The following is a 15842-nucleotide window of genomic DNA, read 5'->3' as shown; positions in this document are numbered from 1 at the left end:
GTCGTGGCAAAACACAGTTCAGAAAAGCGTGTTGACAATGCTGCCGGCAACGGCAGTCACGCTGATGAAGCGCAAACCACAGAGTTGGCGCCGCAGAGAATTTTCAGTCATCAGCCGGAATCCGCCGTCGAATTGGCCGCGGCCAAGGATTTTCAAGGCGATGACTTTGTTGAATACCCCACAGAAGCCGAACTGGAACAAGTGCTGAGTGCACAGCCCAAGGCAGATCAACTCATCTCCCTCAAGCCCAAACGCTGGTCCTGGTTGGCGCGTTTGGCTCTGCTGGGCGTGATGGCGGCTGTTGTGGTGCAGACACTGCTTGGTCTTATCGATGCCTGGCGGGAAAGCCCTTGGCTGTTTGGTTTTTACAGCCTGGTGCTAGCCTTGGTGCTGGCCTGGGTTGGCAAGCTTTGTTTCGGGGAGTGGCGTAAACTCAAACGCCTGCGCCAGGTGGAAGATACTCAGCAAACCGGGCAACGCCTGCTCGGCAGTATGCAGATGGGCGAAGCGCGCGATTTTATCTATGGTATTTGCAAGCAGATGCCCAAGGGGCCGGAGCAGGACAGGCTGCAGACGCTGCTGAATCCGGAGCAGAATGATGCTGAGCAGTTGCAACTGTTTGATCAGGTAGTGCTGACCGAGCGTGACAAGGTTGGAATGAAGCTGGTGCGCCGTTATGCGGCCGAATCGGCGTTGTTGTTGGCGGCCAGCCCGCTGGCGGTACTGGATATGGCGCTGATCCTCTGGCGCAATCAGAAGATGATCCAGGATATCGCCCGCTGTTATGGGGTAGAGCTGGGTTATTGGAGCCGTATTCGGCTGATCCGCGGGATCCTGGTTAATATTCTCTATGCAGGCACCACAGAGCTTGCCACCGACTTGGGTACCCAATTGCTGTCGGTAGAGATGTCCGGCAAGCTTTCGGCGCGGCTCGGTCAGGGACTGGGGGGCGGTTTGTTGACGGCGAGACTTGGCTATCAGGCGATGGCGCTTTGTCGGCCGCTGGCATTTTCCAGTGCCAGCAAGCCCAAACTGTCGCGGATCCACAAAGAACTACTATTGGAACTGAAGGATTTTTCCGCCTCAGTGCTGGCCAGAAAAACTGAACGTAACAAAGATTTTACAACCAAGGGGTAATGATTTTTGCTTGCCGATTTGGGCAAGTCTTGCTGACTCAGTATGTTGGTGCCAGGACAACTGAATCATCCCGGGCGAGAAGCCGAATAACAATATAAGGGATGGGCGGACTGACATGGGGAGTTAAGCATGCAACACAAGCAGCCAAAAGTACTGCACTCAGCCACACTGGCTATTCATGGTGGCCACTCGGGCGAGTCTTCCGGGGCATTGGTGTCGCCTTTATATCAGAGTGCCACCTTCTGTTTTGATACAGCCCAAAGCGGTGGTCGCCGCTTTGCCGGTGAAGAAGAGGGCTATATCTATACCCGCTTGGGTAACCCGACGGTTGCCGAGCTTGAGCGGCGTCTGGCGCTGCTTGAAGGCGCTGAAGCAGCAGCTGCTGCCGCGTCCGGCATGGGCGCGGTATCGGCGGCCTTGCTGGCATACTTGAGCTGTGGCGACCACCTGCTGGCTTCCTCGGCCGTCTATGGTTGCACTTTTTCATTGATGACAGAGCAGTTTGCCCGCTTCGGTATTGAGGTGTCTCTGGTGGATTTTGCCGATCTCGCGGCCGTCGAGGCGGCTATACGCCCCAACACTCGGGTGATTTTTTGCGAAACCCCGGTGAACCCGCATCTGGCCGTGTATGATCTCCGCGCCATAGCCGCTATAGCCAAGCGCCATCAACTGACCAGCATAGTGGACAACACCTTTATGACACCGTTGCTGCAGCAGCCACTGCAGTTGGGAATCGATCTTGTTGTTCACAGCGCCACCAAGTATCTCAATGGCCACGGCGATGTTATTGCCGGTATCATCTGTGGCTCACTGGCGGCGATAATGGCCATCAAGCAACAACAGCTAAAAGATATTGGCGCCGTGCTATCGCCTTTCGATGCCTGGTTGATTTTGCGAGGCCTGAAAACCCTCTCGGTGCGACTCGAACGTCATTGCGATAATGCCGAGCGCTTGGCGCAGTATCTCGAATCCCATCAAGCCGTGGCCAAGGTACATTATCCCGGGTTGGTTTCCCATCCGGGCCATCAGTTTATCGGCTCGCAGATGCGCAGGGCCGGTGGGGTGTTGGCGTTTGAGCTTAAGGCCGATTTGGAGCAGTCCATGGCCTTTGTCAATCGACTGGCACTATTCAAAATTGCTGTGAGTCTGGGAGATTGTGAGTCGCTTATTCAGCACCCGGCGTCCATGACCCATTCCCCCTATACTCAGGAGGCGCGTCTTAAAGCCGGCATAGGTGACAGCCTGCTGCGAATATCGGCCGGGCTCGAGGATGTGGATGACCTGATAGCCGATCTGGAGCAGGCACTGACAGTGATCAGTTAAAAGGGATAAGGCGAGCATGGCTCGCCTTATCTTTTCGGGCTTGAGAGAATCAAATGCCCCAGAAGGTGTGGGCTATGATATAGAGCACCAACATACTGATGAAGTTGATGATAACACCGACTCGCATCATTTCAGACTGCTTTATGTAGCCAGAGCCATAGACAATGGCGTTGGGTGGCGTGGCCACCGGCAGCATAAAGGCGCAGGATGCCGAAATACCTATGAGCACTGACAGCATCACAGGCGACAGCCCCAATGCTTCGGCGATAGCAGCAAACACAGGTACCAGCAGCGCAGCACTCGCGGTGTTACTGGCAAACTCTGTCAGCATGACCACAAAGAAAATGACCGCGAACACGAACAGCGACATATGGGTACTGCCGAAAATGTCTGTCATCCAATGGGCCAGGAAGACGCTGGTACCCGTGGCTTTCAGTACGGCACTCAGGGTCAGACCGCCGCCGAACAGTATCAGTACACCCCAATCGGTGGTTTTTTCTATCTTTTTCCAACCAACCAAGCCAAGTCCTGCCAGCAAAACTACTGCAGAAAGCGCGACTATGGTGTCAAACTGGCTGATACCACCGAGCGCCTCTGATAGGGGCTTACTGAAGATCCAGCAGCAAACTGTGGCCAGGAAAATAAGCAGGGTCAGTTTTCCCTGGAAACTCAGTTTCTGATTTTCGATATCCAGTTTGCATTCCACCGACAAGTCTGGTTTGAAATACAGATACAGGGCGATCAGCATGGTTGGCAGCATCAAGGCCACAGTCAAGAGACCAAACTCCAGCCAGTCGCTAAAGCTCAAGCCAGCTTGGGCAGCGGCAATGGCGTTTGGTGGACTACCTACCAGAGTGCCTATGCCACCAATGTTGGCCGAATAAGCGATACCCAGCAGCATAAAGACATAGGTGTTGTGTTGGCTCTCTCTATCCAGTTGCTGCAAGATCCCCAGTGCCAGAGGCAACATCATGGCCGCTGTGGCTGTGTTGCTGATCCACATAGACAGCAAAGCTGTTACTCCGAACAGCATCATACAGGCGATACTGAGTTTACCCTTGGAAGCCAGTAACACCTTTTGGGCTATAAGAGTATCGATTTTTTGATGGTGCAGGGCAGCAGCCAATACAAAACCACCAAAAAACAAATAGATAATTGGGTTGGCAAAGTTGCTCATGGCAGCTTTGGTTTCAAACACACCGAAAAATACCGCCAGAACCGGAATGAGTATCGCCGTGATACTCAAATGAATGGCTTCAGTAAGCCAGAGCACAGCGGCAAATACCAAGATAGACAGACCGGTATTTACCCCAGGTTCAAAAGGTAAAAAACTGTGCAATAGGAAAAGCAGCAAGATATCTGCGGCTAAGATCAACATGTTACGTTGTTGGACGCTCTTCTCTGTCTGCGAAGGGGGTAAGCTTTCCGTTTGTTCTAAAGACATTCTTAACTTCCTCGTCTTGTTTTTATGGCAAGCAATTTAGGGTATAGCTCACATTTGGCAAAGGGCTTTATTGGGTAACTTAACCACCTTGCGTAATACATTTGTATGAGGAATCTATCACGAAATTGGAAAATTGGAGAGATGGATCACCTAATTTTGATCGCCTTTGAGCGTTTTTTTGTTTCAAACGGTTAACTAAGAGGCACAGCCTCTATATTACTGAAAGAGAATGAAAGTTTAAAACGGTGATGCGTGTCACATTAAGCTGTTGTACTAATGTCTAGTTGCAATAATTTTGCAATATCCGTGCGCTGGTCTACATTTCTCTTAGGCCAAGGAAAAGGATCTCGGCCTCAATGACCATGACAAGGAGTCTTCAATGAAAACACCATTCTATGCTTTATTACTTGCAACTAGTTTGAGTTTCCCCCTTTACGCCGGAGAGCCCACCAAGGATAAAACTTCACAAACCCCGCAAGCCGGCCAAGCACAGGTTCACCAAATCAATATTAATACTGCTTCGGAATCTGAGCTGCAGCTACTGAAAGGGATTGGAGAAGCTAAGGCCAAAGCGATTGTGGAATATCGTAGCAGCCAAGGAAAATTCAAATCCATTGATGAGTTGGCTCAAGTGAAGGGGATTGGGGCTAAACTGGTCGAACAGAATAAACATCTATTGGTACTTTGAAGAGTAAGGGTAAACACAGGTTTTTGTTTATCTTATGTTCACTTAAAAGCACTAGGGGGCAAACGGAGGTTATTTCCCTTGATCCCGGCGGGGGCATGGTGGATAATCCACGGCGTTGCAGCAAGGCTGCAAATCTGTGGTGACCCCAGGGTCCCCCCGCAATGATAACTTGTGAACCCGGCCAGGCCCGGAAGGGAGCAACCGTAGCAAGTGACTCATGTGCCGGGGTGTGGCTCTGGGGGAACCTCCAATTCCAAACCTTTTCAAATAGTTAGCGCTGAAAGTACCTAAGGGGTCCACAAGGTGGTCCACTTTGAGTCTAGCTAAAGCCTCTAATCCAGCTCCTTACTTGTATCGATCCCGACATGGTGTCTGGTATGCCCGTGTAGTCGTTCCTGAAGACCGTAGAGATGCCATAGGGAAACGTGAACTTCGCAAGACACTTGCCACTAAAGACAAGCGCGAGGCTGTCCTGAGGTCTTGGGATGTGCTTAAGGCTCTGCATGCCTTGGCTAAAGGCAAAGCATCGGCGACACAATCCCCATCAGCCAGCTTGGAGTCTTCTCAAGGTCGTGCTGTGGTATCGGCCCCAGTCCCTTCTGAGATTCCCCCCGTATCCCCCCAGTTACCTAAGTTGAGTCAGATAGCGGATGAATACAGCCGGGAAAAGGTCTTGGGTGGTGCATGGTCGAAACATACTGAGAGCGTCAACCGCAAGACATTCAGAGACATGATTACCTTGCTGGGTGACCTTAGGATTGACCAGTTCACCAAGGAGCTGGCTCAGAGGTATAAGCAGCACTACAGTGCCAAGACTGACCTGTCTGTCGCGACAATCAACAAGTATCTGACTAGGGTCACCGCCTTGTTGCAGTGGGCCTCAGCTCACTATGGGACACCCAATCCCATGGCAGGAATGAGCATTCGTGTGTCGGCAAAGGTGAAGGTGTCTAAAGAGCGGGAGGCGCTGACTCCATTCCAAATCAAGCAGTTATTCCAAGCACTACCCATAGGCAACGCCAAAAGGTATGCCTACAGGTACTGGGTGCCTCGGCTTGCGGCGTACACTGGGGCCAGAGTCGGGGAGTTGGCTCAGTTGTATCTGGATGATTTCACGGTAATTGATGGTCATCCGTGCATCCTTATCCGAGCCAATCACCCAGACCAATCAATTAAGACCCCAAGCAGCGAGAGGGCCATCCCCATTCACCCTAAGCTGATAGCTCTGGGCTTCCTGCACTTTGTTGAGAGACAGCGAAGCCTAGGTCATCAGCGCCTGTTCCCTGAGTTGCCTAAACAGGAGGCTCGTGGTTACTCCCATGCTGTTTCTAAGTGGTTCCACAACTTCAAAAGGAAACTGGACTGGGGAGAGCGAGAGACCTTGCACGGTATACGCCATGCGGTGGCAACCCAGTTGAAACGCAAGGAGTTTAGCTCTGATTTGGTCGCCGGGTTATTGGGGCATTCCCATGGTTCAATTACCTTCGACCGCTACGGGAAGGAGTACAAGGTAAACAACCTGCTCAGAGTGGTTGAGGCTCTGGATTGGGAGTGAGGGTGTCTGATGACCGTCCATAGGTCAAGATAACTTGGATTAGCCGAAACGAGTTTTCGTTCGGGCTACTTTGACGGCAATAACCAACAATGTACCCACTATGTCAAGCCGCGAGATTGCCGAGCTGACAGGTAAGAAGCACGCCCATATATGCCGAGATATTCGCAGCATGTTGGAACAGTTAAATGTCGAACAAGATTCATTTTTGAATTTTGATAACTCTGGGGCCAATGGACGTACAGTTGCGTTCTTCAGACTGCCTCGCCGCGAGTGCGAGATTCTGGTCTGTGGCTATGACGTAGTTCGCAGAGCCGCCGTAATCGACCGCTGGCTGGAGCTGGAGACCAAGCAACGCCAACTGCCTAACATGACTCCGGGGCCGCTAAGGTTTACTGTCGATCAAGGGATGATCGGTTGATCGGAAGACCCGTGATGACCGTCACGAAAAATCCATGCGTATACGACTTGATTGTCTCAGGTGAGATCTTGCGGTGGTATGTTTGCCGACCAGATGAACACCACATACACACAGGAGGTAATCAATGACTATGGTCTACATCTTTAATGAATCCCATCCACTAGCTGCTGAGGTCGAGCTGCTGCCAGCTTTGCTTACCTCTGAGGCCCACAACGTCAAACAGAAAGACCCAGCCGCGATGGACTGGAAAGAGGTCACCCGAGAGGAAGCCAAGCAGGCACTATCTGAGGGCCTCCCGGTAATCTTCTCTGACGACTGCTGTACTTACCTTAAAGCAGCCTAAGGATGGCCCAGAGGCGCAGGGAGGCGCCAACATCACCGCGACCGTATATCCAAATGAAGACGGTATGTACGACCTTAATGACATTCACCAAGCCTTCAAGCTGCCGAAGACTAAGCTCCCACATCAATGGAGGCACCGCATTCGGGATTGCCTCGTCCAGAGCGCAAAATTGCGCGCTGGTAGAACCGCCGCCGCCAACGGTCATCTGAGCCACCACACATGGGCAACTCAGGAAGCCCTCTATGCCTACGCTATGTGGTGCGATGTTGAGTTCTACATGGTGGTCGTGGATGCCTTCACCGCCCTGACTAACGGGGACATTGAGGAAGCCCAAGAGATAGCCCAGACCGTAGTGTCTGTCCATGAACAACGGGCTACTGAACTGTACCTCCAAGGCCATCACTGAGAGGGATGCATAGCCTGGCATCCACTAAGGCGACCTCTGGCTTGACTTGGAGACCCTCAGGACTGACACCTGACACACCCGACCAGCAATGGAATCTTGAGGCTGTCTGCTTAGGTGGGTAAATAATGCTCAGATTCATCGCAAAATCATGTAGACACAAACATGAAAATGTGGTATTAAGCCCAGCCCCCGTCTTTAGGTAGTCTTGAGGTATCCTTAGGTCTTAAGGTGTCCTTAGGTCTGAGGCTCTGTCTTGGGAGGGATATTATCCTGATTGGTTATACTGGCTGAGGAGAACCTTGGTCTTGAGGATCCTTAGGTCTGAGGAGTCTTAAGGTAAGGGAGACCGATACACGTAGACAGCAACACTTAGGAGGGTTGAGGATTACCTATGGCAGTCCTGAAGTCCCTTGGAGGGCCACTGAAACAGCAGAGGAAACTGTGTGGCCCAAAGGAAGCGAAGGAGAACCCAAAGCGACCTTGGCTTCTCTGTCGTATATGGAGGGACAATTGGCAGATGGTCTCCTGCTGGTGGTCTTGATGACCGTAGGCGGTCTCAGTGACAGCACCAAAACAGGGAGGCAGAGACAAGGAAGGCAGAAGATCCTCAGAACGCCTCAGAGCCTCGATTAGCCTCCAGTAATACCTTTGGCCTATCCAAGACTCTGGAGGCCACAGCAGATCATCCAGAGCGTTTACAGGCTCTTATTCCAGTGCCTCTTGACTGTCGCCAGAGACAACCCCAAGACCTCGCTTGCCTTGGATTGCGACAGCCCTTGCTCTCTTGCTTTCTTCACCGCCTCAGTAGTTCCTTTGGCTACAGGGCGGCCAAGCTTCTTGCCTTCAGCCTTGGCCCTTGCGAGTCCTTCCTGAGTACGCTCTACAATGCGGGACTTCTCGAACTCGGCAAAGGCTGTCATCAGGGATAGCATCAGCTTACCTTCAGGCGTGCTGAGGTCGGACACAGGCAAGTCTAGAGACTGAACGCTAATCCCCCTTGAGGTCAGATGCTGTATGGTCTGGAGTACGTCTATGGCATCCCGACCCAATCTATCCAGCTTCAAGACCACTAGGCGGTCTCCAGCTTCCAACTTGTGGTCTACTAGGTTCTTGAAAGCTGGCCGAGCCATGGCTGCTACGCCTCCAGAGATAGACTCGCTAATGATACGACTATCCAGTAGCTCTGGGATGCGCTCCTTGAGCTGGTGGGCTTGAGTCTCGGCATTCTGCTCGACAGTGGAAACACGACAGTAAGCAAAGGTTCTCATGAGTTAACTCTCGGTGGTGTCATAATCGGTATCAAGAATGATCTTGGGGTTCAACAATGTCAAATGCTATTTTGTTGATACCAGATAAGACCCACGATTCCCAGTGTCATAAAACGATGGTTTGTTGAGCCTATGGATGGTGTCTGTGGTTGGTCTGAGAGTGTCTTGGGGAAACGAAGGGCAGAAAATAAATCGATAGGGGGTACGGGGGGGAATTGGGGCAAACGCCTTATCTAGAAAGGCCTCAGAAATTTTTGGTATTTTTAAGGTGACTAGTAGTCAGGATACAAGCGTAATTAATTAGCGATACTGGACATTAAATTTTTTACTGTCACGACCCAAACCATCTACCCACGACAAAGTAAATGATTCCCTTGTCGCTTTATTGCCAAGCGAGGTTGTTGCCAGCAACTTAACAGATTCTGAACTATCTAGTTCACACGGGAATAGCTCATCAACCTCTGACGGCAGAACAAAATGAGTTCTCTCATCAAAGTCAATCCTAACATCCCTAGCTTGAGTCGAACCAACATTAGTAATAACTAAGTGCTTACTACCATTGCTCCCGAAACCAACAAACCTAGCGGTAAACGCAGCCTTTTCTTTGGTTAACTCACGCTCTTTAGCATTTCTTAAGTCTAATGCCGTTAGTTCTCGCTGTAGGTAGCCTAGTTCCCTAATTAGATCTTCTTGCTTGTTATGCGTTCTAACGCTATGCCATAAAGAGCCGCCAGCAAAAAGCGCTGCTAACACCGCAGCTATAACACTTATAAAATTCACCATACTAACTGTCAATTCCATTACTTTACCTTTTAGTAAACTTAATGTTCTTGCTACCCTTAAATGCTTTCTCGAGAGACTTGGTTAAAGAGTTCTCTACTTCATTCAAAACCTTAGACTTAAACTCTTCCATAAAGTCATCAAAATTCTCTTTATGACCGCAATCTTTACAAATCATAAACTTTTGATGTTCATCAGTATGAACTGGTTGAGCACCACAGATTGGGCACTTTGGCTGTAACGCTTCCTCTGAAATAGACATATCCACTTCTTAATAAAATTAGACTACATTGCAGTATAAAAAACAGTCACCTAAACCATGCTATCACACATAAAGAAGCCCAGCTAATGAAATAGATTAGGAACCTGTCATACCTTGCCATAGGATTAAATGAGTGATACAAATTGTGGGTCATTCAACAGATTAATCCACTTAGGTGTCTTCAAGCGTGTGAATGGATGCTTACCTCGCGTCCTCCCCGCAATGATAACTTGTGAACCCGGCCAGGCCCGGAAGGGAGCAACCGTAGCAAGTGACTCATGTGCCGGGGTGTGGCTCTGGGGGAACCTCCAATTCCAAACCTTTTCAAATGGTTAGCTTGAGATAAACCTTGGTGATACACAAGGTGGTACACTTTGAGTCTAGCTAAAGCCGATTTCCACCCTTATCTCTGTTACTCCCGACACGATATTTGATGCGCCAGAAGCGCAGCCCCTCTATAGAGAAGACGCGCCAATGGCTACCATTAACACTTTCGTTTGGTATAAACAGCTGGCTACATGGACTGCGATGGCTTGGCTACCACCTCATTAACGGCCAAAACAAGACCGCCAAGAAGTAAAAGAATAGCAGCAGAGCGGCGACTTTATTTCCGCTGGTGAGGCTCAAACCCAGAGTTATCCGTGTTTCTTGATAACTGGGCCTGTGCTACCCCAGCGCTTGCTGCTCGGTTTCCAGTTTCGGGGGCAATTTGGATTTCAAAAACGCCCGCGATTTCTCTAATGCCTGGTAGATCTCGTTGCGCATTCTATCTTGCTCTTGGTAGTCGCCGTAGAAATAGGTGTCCACCAGATGGTGAATGTAGCGCACCGGTAGTTGATTGAGCGTGATACAAGCCAGATCTGCCACATAGTCGGTTGGCAGCTCATCCATCAACCCCTCTTCAGTGAGGATTTCCATTAACATCACTTCGTAGTAGTTGCGGATCTCTAGCTGCATAGGTGACGCTCCCAAAGTTTTGCTGCGTTAGGCTTGGTTGGTAGCAATTGGTTCGTAGCCTTTAGCGATACAGCTTAGTCGCGGCGCGAAATAATTGACTGTGTCTGAATGTTAATTGTAGAGGGTCTTTGCAGTATCCGCCTCCCGTGACACAGGCTATTGGTATTGCCGCGTCTCTGGCATGACGCAATACGCTCATATCCCGTTTGAATATGCCCTCAAGGCTGAGCTGCAGCAAACCGAGTTCATCTTCAGCATGCACATCGACCCCAGCGTCATAAAGAATGAGATCCGGCCTATGAGTCAAGAGCAGCAAAGGCAGTATCTGCTCCAGCGTTGAGAGGTACTCGTCATCAGCAGCGCCTTTTTCAAGCTCGATATCATAGTGAGAGTCTGCTTTACGGGCGGGGAAGTTTTGTCGGCAGTGTATTGAGCAACTGATGATGTTCGCATCGCCGGCTGTCATGGTGGCTGTGCCGTCGCCTTGATGGACGTCGCAGTCGATAATCAAAATCTTGTCCGCCAGCCCTTGGTTTATCATGCGTCTGGCACTGTAGACCAGGTCGTTGAAAATACAGTAACCGCTGCCAAAGTTTTGGTGAGCGTGATGGTAACCACCGCTGATATGCAGCGCTATGCCGTGCTCGAGCGCTTTTCGCGCCGCCAGCTCAGTACCGGCGACTGAGTGCAGTGTCCGCGCTAGCAGATGCTCGCTCCAGGGAAAGCCTATGCGGCGCATTGCCTTAGGAACCAACTGGTTGTGCATAAACCCGGCAACATATAGAGGACAATGCACAGAGGCGAGGGCAGTTTGGTTTGCAGGATTTGGGGAACAGAGGCTAAATTGCCCGGAAAATGGAGTTTGGCACAGATACTCAAACAGGCGTTGATATTTGCTGATTGGAAATCTGTGCCGGGATGGTAACGCCAGCCTAGAATAGCTGGCGTGATACACCAAAGGGAGCATCTATCAGAGCTGTTTGATGGCCCAGCTCATGAACTCTTTGCGAGTCGCTTCATCGGCCTGTAACCACCAGTATTGCAGCATTTGCTGGGCATGGGCGGCACTGTCACCACCTTGGCCACTGGCCTTGGAAGCTGCTGGCATTGTCATGGCACTGACAGGTGATGGCTGGGATACAGGTGCCACAGGTTGGTTGGCGGCCATGTTACCTGAGGTTACGGCTGCAGCGGCGGTTTCAACATCTGGACCCTTGTTGCCATTGAACAGCTGTGACAGGAAAGTGGTTTCTTTCAGTTGAGTCAGTTCCACCTGGTAGTTGACCTGGCCCTTATCGGCGCGGGTAATGACGACCTGAGGGGTTTTGGCAAACTCTTTGGGTTTTTTGACGTAGTCACCATCGGCAGGCTTAAGGATGTACTCGTTGTCGCCTTCGGCTTTCAAGGTCAGAATGAAAGGAGAAGACTTAACGAAGCTTTGACTGTCGGAAAACTCATCATCGACCATGTCATGATAACGAATAGCAATCTTGTGGACACCTTCGGACAGTGCCAGCTCAGATTTGTGGTTGAAGTTGCTGGTTTCAATTTCTTTGCCATCCAGAGCCAGATATTCAAAAGACATAGGGATGGTCAGATTGGCCGCAAATACCGAGGAAGTGCTGAGCAGGGCCAGTATGGCCGAGGCGGTCAAGCGTAGTTTCATTGTTGCTCCTTAACGATTGTAACTCTGATGCGGACGTTCAAATGCCTGAATGCGATCTTCAATATAGCTGATCGCCTGCCTGCACTTACCGAGGCGGCGATGCATCAAAAGGATGTCATTCTGGACGGGGATTTTGTCAGTACTATGACAGTTTTCAAGCTTTGATTGCAATTGTTCAATCTTTTGTTCTATTTTTTTGGCCCAGTTCAGATGTTTGTTCAGCTCTTCGTACAATTGATGGCTGTTTTGCATAACACCTGCAGCTATCCAGCCAAAACCACTTTCCTGGTGTCGGCGGCCCTGACGTTGTTGGTAGCTTCTCCGCTTGCTGGCCTGCTGTAGCTTCTGGACCCTGGCGTTGAGACCTGTGGTGCCAAGGGCCCGTTTCAGGGCGACAAACCTGTCCTGAATACGCTCGCAGCTTAAGGCTATAGTGTGTTGGGCCAACTGATGGCGCAACTGTTTTTCCAGCTGATCTATGCTCTTGTGCAGCTGTTCCACACAGGGATAGAGCTGGGCACCATGCTGAATAAACAGTTCGCTGTTGAAGCGTTCAGTATCCTGCAGCAGTTTGCGCTGCGCCGCTGGTAAAGAAGCATCATGTTGCAGCACTTCTTGCTCCAACTGCCTGAGTTGTTCCCGCAGGCGTTGTACCAGTTGATTAGTGTTCAAAACCAGGCACTCCAGGCTAGATTGGCGGCGATAAGCACCACAATAGCAATAAAGAGTGGCCTGATAAACGGCATTCCGAAGCGGATAGCCGAGTGAGCGCCGATATAAGAACCCAGCATCATACACAAGCCCATCACCACACCGACCAAAAGGTGCACTTTACCTAGCAGCAGGAAAATCATCAATGCCGTGATATTGCTGACAAAAGTCATTGCCCTGGCCAAGGCGCTGCTGTGCAGGAAGGGCAGGCGGTAAAGTGCGGTCGAGCTGACCGCCCAAAAGGCGCCAATGCCCGGGCCGGCAAAGCCGTCGTAGGCGCCAAGCCCCAGCCCCTGAAGTATCTGTTTATGTTTTGCCGGCGTTTCGGTGACGGGTTTACACTGGCTACAGCCCATGGCTCCGGGTGAAAACAGCGAATAGAGTGCGATGGCGATAATAAGTAGTGGCAGAATTTTTTCCAGCCAACGGGTATCGATGAGATAAACGGCAATGCTGCCGATAACGGCGCCTATGGCGGTGGCAATAAAGGCGAACAGCCAGAACTTTGGCGTCAGCAACTGCTTGCGGTAATAGGTAAATGCCGCCATGGAGGAGCCGAAGCAGGCAGCCAGCTTATTGGTCCCCAGAGCCAGATGAGGCGGCATGCCCACGGTCAGCAAGGCAGGAATGGACAGCAGGCCGCCGCCACCGACTACGGCATCAATAAATCCGGCCAGCAGGCCGACTGCGGCCAATATGGCCCAGCTGCTGGGTTCGAGCAGAATATCCACTTTACATCCTGATTGAGCGCATCATTCGATAACGCGGCGGTAAGGCGGCAGGGCATCGAGCAGCGACGATCCGTATCTTTTGGTTACCAAACGCCTGTCCAATATGGTTATTCGGCCATAGTCCTGCTCTTTTCGCAACAGGCGGCCGCAACTCTGGATGAGTTTCCGTGACGCATCCGGAATAGTCAATTGTAAAAACGGGTTACCGCCTTTCATTTTGACATATTCTGCATGGGCCTGCTCTACCGGCGAGGTTGGCACGGCAAACGGTAGCTTGGTCACTATTAAATTGGTCAGGTAGTCGCCGGGAAGGTCGAGACCCTCGGAAAAACTGCCGGTACCAAAGATAATGCTGGGCTCACCTTTGTCACATTTCTGCTTATGCTGCTCGAGTAGATGCTGGCGTGGGGCACTGCCCTGGATCAGTGGTTCTGATACCAGCTTGTTGCGCAGTAGATCGGCCACCTTTTCCATCTGCCAGTAGGAGGCAAACAGTACCAGAGTGGCCATTTCACCCTCCACCAACTGCTTTATCTGGCTGGCGAGTTCTTCTGTGTAGGTGTCTTCGGTTGGCTCAGTGCGCATTTTCGGCAGGTAGAGAGTGGCGTTGTTTTCAAAATCGAAAGGAGATTGCAGCGCCAGATAGCGACTGCCATCATTGAGTGACAGGCCAACCTGATAGGCAAAATGCTCAAAGCGGTTCAGTGCTCTGAGAGTGGCGCTACATAGCACGACGCCGGCGGCTTTTTCCCACAACATATGTTCCAGCATATAGCCGACCTCGATTGGCGATGCACTGAAAAGGTAGTCCTGCTGCTTGCCGCTGAGGGCTTCAATCCAGCGGGCGGTGGGGGCACCTTTGGGGTTGTCCTCCTTGGCCATCATTTTCCAGAGCTTTTGCAGGTTTTCTAGGCGCTGCATCATAAAGCCGGTTTCACTCAAGAGGGCTTCGGCCTGATGCCTTGGCAATTCACCATCCTTGACGCTTTCGCTGAGGATAGCCTGCATCTTGTTGAATTGCTTGAGGGCATCGTTGGAGGCCGTGGCCAGGTTTTCTGCCTGGATCAACAGGGCGTCCGGCAGCTTGCCATGTTCGAACCGCAGGCGGTTTTCCGGGTTGGCAAAGAGTTTGGGTTGGGTATCACAGTAGTGGGCAACCTGATTCAGCAGACCGGTTAACTCTTCGATGCGATCCAACATCGCCTGCGCCGGGGCGATGATATTGTTGCTCTTTATTTGGTTTTGCAGTTTTGCAGTGGTCTTGCTGACTTTCTCCAGCCAATCACAGGCCCCTCTGAGCGTGGCCTGGGCGCTGGAGAAATCCCTGGCCACATTCGGCAGGTGATGGGCTTCGTCGATAACGTAATAAACTTCTTCCGGGTCCGGCAGAATCACACCGCCACCCAGTTCAAGGTCGGCCAGTAATAAACTATGGTTGGCAATAAGCACATCCCAGGTGTCAATATCTTCGCGGGCCTTGTGGAAGGGGCAGTGGCTGTGACTGGCCAGTTGGCGATGACAGCTGTGTTTGTCACAGGCTATCTGCTGCCACAGGTGGTCTGGCAGCGGCGTTTTGAGGGTATCAAGTTCACCATTCCAGCGGCCATCCTGATAGTCTTTGAGCAGAGCCTGCAACTGCTCAACCTGTGAGGTATCCGGCTTGGTTTGCCACATGGCCATCTGGCTGCCGTTGCCGTCACCGACCAACATCTCAAGCTTGGCCAAGCATACGTAACGCTGACGCCCTTTGACCAGACCGTAACGGAAGTTGAGCTTGGAGTGTTGCAGAAAAAACGGCAGATCTTTATGCAGCAACTGTTCCTGCAGCGCCACTGTGGCGGTGGCAATACAGACTTTTTTCTTGCTGGCCAGCGCCAGGGGTATGGTTCCCAGAATATAGGCCAGGGATTTACCTATACCAGTGCCTGCTTCAATCACCATGATCCGCCGCTGCTTGTCGTATTCACCGGCAAGTGTTTTGGAGATCTCCGCCACCATATAATTCTGCTCCCGGCGGGAACGGAAGTTGGGCAGTGCGGAGGCAATGTCCTTGTAGATCTCACGGATCTGGGTCTTTACATGGGCTGCTAGCATGAGACTCGGTTCTGGAAAATTATCCTGTATATAATACCAGTAATTTCTTATGCTAATAA

17 protein-coding genes and 2 other RNA genes are annotated in these 15842 nt (G+C 51.2%); 9 read left to right on the top strand and 10 right to left on the bottom strand.

Going from position 1 to position 15842, the window contains the following annotated elements:
* Positions 1–3: 3 nt before the first annotated feature.
* The gene (locus tag ACMHXE_RS14870) at positions 4–1137 is read left to right on the top strand and encodes a TIGR01620 family protein (protein WP_224866390.1); all 1134 of its coding nucleotides are present in this window, start codon (positions 4–6) and stop codon (positions 1135–1137) included.
* A gap of 129 nt (positions 1138–1266) precedes the next feature.
* Complete coding sequence (locus ACMHXE_RS14865; RefSeq protein WP_101053382.1) at positions 1267–2460, top strand: trans-sulfuration enzyme family protein; 1194 nt, start codon at positions 1267–1269, stop codon at positions 2458–2460.
* Between the two features lie 49 nt (positions 2461–2509).
* Here the strand turns inward: ACMHXE_RS14865 and ACMHXE_RS14860 are convergent, their stop codons facing one another.
* The gene (locus ACMHXE_RS14860) at positions 2510–3904 is read right to left on the bottom strand and encodes a DASS family sodium-coupled anion symporter (RefSeq protein ID WP_165565281.1); all 1395 of its coding nucleotides are present in this window, start codon (positions 3902–3904) and stop codon (positions 2510–2512) included.
* A 379-nt stretch (positions 3905–4283) separates the two neighbouring features.
* Between ACMHXE_RS14860 and ACMHXE_RS14855 the strand changes: the two genes are divergently transcribed.
* The 6 genes from ACMHXE_RS14855 to ACMHXE_RS14830 all read left to right on the top strand — a co-directional run bounded on the left by ACMHXE_RS14855 (position 4284) and on the right by ACMHXE_RS14830 (position 7314).
* Positions 4284–4592 (top strand): ComEA family DNA-binding protein, encoded by a 309-nt coding sequence (locus ACMHXE_RS14855; RefSeq protein ID WP_101053386.1) that lies wholly within the window; start codon positions 4284–4286, stop codon positions 4590–4592.
* Positions 4593–4737: 145 nt separating this feature from the next.
* Positions 4738–4834, top strand: an RNA gene (ffs, locus tag ACMHXE_RS14850) — signal recognition particle sRNA small type.
* A gap of 107 nt (positions 4835–4941) precedes the next feature.
* Positions 4942–6147 carry a tyrosine-type recombinase/integrase gene (locus tag ACMHXE_RS14845; RefSeq protein ID WP_413732691.1) on the top strand — a complete coding sequence of 402 codons (1206 nt, stop codon included), beginning with the start codon at positions 4942–4944 and terminating at the stop codon, positions 6145–6147.
* Positions 6148–6247: 100 nt separating this feature from the next.
* Entirely contained in the window at positions 6248–6565 is a 318-nt protein-coding gene (locus ACMHXE_RS14840) for a Rha family transcriptional regulator (protein WP_394135396.1), read from the top strand.
* 124 nt (positions 6566–6689) lie between these two features.
* Entirely contained in the window at positions 6690–6908 is a 219-nt protein-coding gene (locus ACMHXE_RS14835) for a hypothetical protein (protein WP_045282675.1), read from the top strand.
* A gap of 64 nt (positions 6909–6972) precedes the next feature.
* Entirely contained in the window at positions 6973–7314 is a 342-nt protein-coding gene (locus ACMHXE_RS14830; RefSeq protein ID WP_413732689.1) for a KilA-N domain-containing protein, read from the top strand.
* A gap of 695 nt (positions 7315–8009) precedes the next feature.
* Here ACMHXE_RS14830 and ACMHXE_RS14825 read toward each other — a convergent pair.
* The 3 genes from ACMHXE_RS14825 to ACMHXE_RS14815 all read right to left on the bottom strand — a co-directional run bounded on the left by ACMHXE_RS14825 (position 8010) and on the right by ACMHXE_RS14815 (position 9624).
* Positions 8010–8582, bottom strand: a complete 573-nt coding sequence (locus ACMHXE_RS14825; protein WP_071477084.1) for a recombinase family protein — start codon at positions 8580–8582, stop codon at positions 8010–8012.
* 300 nt (positions 8583–8882) lie between these two features.
* Positions 8883–9383, bottom strand: coding sequence for a hypothetical protein (locus ACMHXE_RS14820; RefSeq protein ID WP_100145520.1), 501 nt, complete (start codon positions 9381–9383; stop codon positions 8883–8885).
* A 4-nt stretch (positions 9384–9387) separates the two neighbouring features.
* Positions 9388–9624, bottom strand: coding sequence for a hypothetical protein (locus ACMHXE_RS14815; protein WP_100145522.1), 237 nt, complete (start codon positions 9622–9624; stop codon positions 9388–9390).
* Between the two features lie 205 nt (positions 9625–9829).
* On the opposite strand from ACMHXE_RS14815, the gene ffs (ACMHXE_RS14810) reads away from it, so the two are divergent.
* An RNA gene (gene ffs / locus ACMHXE_RS14810) (signal recognition particle sRNA small type) lies at positions 9830–9927 on the top strand.
* Positions 9928–10290: 363 nt separating this feature from the next.
* Here the strand turns inward: ffs (ACMHXE_RS14810) and ACMHXE_RS14805 are convergent.
* The 6 genes from ACMHXE_RS14805 to dinG all read right to left on the bottom strand — a co-directional run bounded on the left by ACMHXE_RS14805 (position 10291) and on the right by dinG (position 15783).
* Positions 10291–10581, bottom strand: a complete 291-nt coding sequence (locus tag ACMHXE_RS14805) for a late competence development ComFB family protein (RefSeq protein WP_413732686.1) — start codon at positions 10579–10581, stop codon at positions 10291–10293.
* A gap of 61 nt (positions 10582–10642) precedes the next feature.
* On the bottom strand, positions 10643–11548 hold the full coding sequence (locus ACMHXE_RS14800; protein WP_413732684.1) for a histone deacetylase: 906 nt from the start codon (positions 11546–11548) through the stop codon (positions 10643–10645).
* Between the two features lie 3 nt (positions 11549–11551).
* Entirely contained in the window at positions 11552–12247 is a 696-nt protein-coding gene (locus ACMHXE_RS14795) for a DUF2057 domain-containing protein (RefSeq protein ID WP_101053402.1), read from the bottom strand.
* Between the two features lie 9 nt (positions 12248–12256).
* A complete protein-coding gene (locus ACMHXE_RS14790) occupies positions 12257–12919 on the bottom strand; it encodes a primosomal replication protein (protein WP_101053404.1) in 663 nt (220 codons plus the stop codon).
* Positions 12916–13689: a TSUP family transporter gene (locus ACMHXE_RS14785; protein ID WP_101053406.1), complete on the bottom strand. Its 774-nt coding sequence runs from the start codon at positions 13687–13689 to the stop codon at positions 12916–12918. The genes ACMHXE_RS14790 and ACMHXE_RS14785 overlap by 4 nt, the downstream gene beginning before the upstream one ends.
* A 21-nt stretch (positions 13690–13710) precedes the next feature.
* Positions 13711–15783 (bottom strand): ATP-dependent DNA helicase DinG, encoded by a 2073-nt coding sequence (dinG, locus tag ACMHXE_RS14780; RefSeq protein WP_101053408.1) that lies wholly within the window; start codon positions 15781–15783, stop codon positions 13711–13713.
* Positions 15784–15842: the final 59 nt, after the last annotated feature.

Source organism: Shewanella sp. BJSY2023SW007 (assembly GCF_047314525.1).
Classification (GTDB): Bacteria; Pseudomonadota; Gammaproteobacteria; order Enterobacterales; family Shewanellaceae; genus Shewanella; species Shewanella chilikensis.
Note: the sequence above shows the minus strand (reverse complement) of the source record. Positions and strands in the feature narration are given on the sequence as shown.

Bases quoted from the DNA above. Each gene is read 5' to 3' on its own strand.
- ACMHXE_RS14865 (WP_101053382.1), top strand. From the start codon at position 1,267: ATGCAACACAAGCAGCCAAAAGTACTGCACTCAGCCACACTGGCTATT.
- ACMHXE_RS14860 (WP_165565281.1), bottom strand. From the start codon at position 3,904: ATGTCTTTAGAACAAACGGAAAGCTTACCCCCTTCGCAGACAGAGAAG.
- ACMHXE_RS14855 (WP_101053386.1), top strand. From the start codon at position 4,284: ATGAAAACACCATTCTATGCTTTATTACTTGCAACTAGTTTGAGTTTC.
- ACMHXE_RS14840 (WP_394135396.1), top strand. From the start codon at position 6,248: ATGTCAAGCCGCGAGATTGCCGAGCTGACAGGTAAGAAGCACGCCCAT.
- ACMHXE_RS14835 (WP_045282675.1), top strand. From the start codon at position 6,690: ATGACTATGGTCTACATCTTTAATGAATCCCATCCACTAGCTGCTGAG.
- ACMHXE_RS14830 (WP_413732689.1), top strand. From the start codon at position 6,973: ATGTACGACCTTAATGACATTCACCAAGCCTTCAAGCTGCCGAAGACT.
- ACMHXE_RS14825 (WP_071477084.1), bottom strand. From the start codon at position 8,582: ATGAGAACCTTTGCTTACTGTCGTGTTTCCACTGTCGAGCAGAATGCC.
- ACMHXE_RS14820 (WP_100145520.1), bottom strand. From the start codon at position 9,383: ATGGAATTGACAGTTAGTATGGTGAATTTTATAAGTGTTATAGCTGCG.
- ACMHXE_RS14815 (WP_100145522.1), bottom strand. From the start codon at position 9,624: ATGTCTATTTCAGAGGAAGCGTTACAGCCAAAGTGCCCAATCTGTGGT.
- ACMHXE_RS14805 (WP_413732686.1), bottom strand. From the start codon at position 10,581: ATGCAGCTAGAGATCCGCAACTACTACGAAGTGATGTTAATGGAAATC.
- ACMHXE_RS14800 (WP_413732684.1), bottom strand. From the start codon at position 11,548: ATGCTCCCTTTGGTGTATCACGCCAGCTATTCTAGGCTGGCGTTACCA.
- ACMHXE_RS14795 (WP_101053402.1), bottom strand. From the start codon at position 12,247: ATGAAACTACGCTTGACCGCCTCGGCCATACTGGCCCTGCTCAGCACT.
- dinG (WP_101053408.1), bottom strand. From the start codon at position 15,783: ATGCTAGCAGCCCATGTAAAGACCCAGATCCGTGAGATCTACAAGGAC.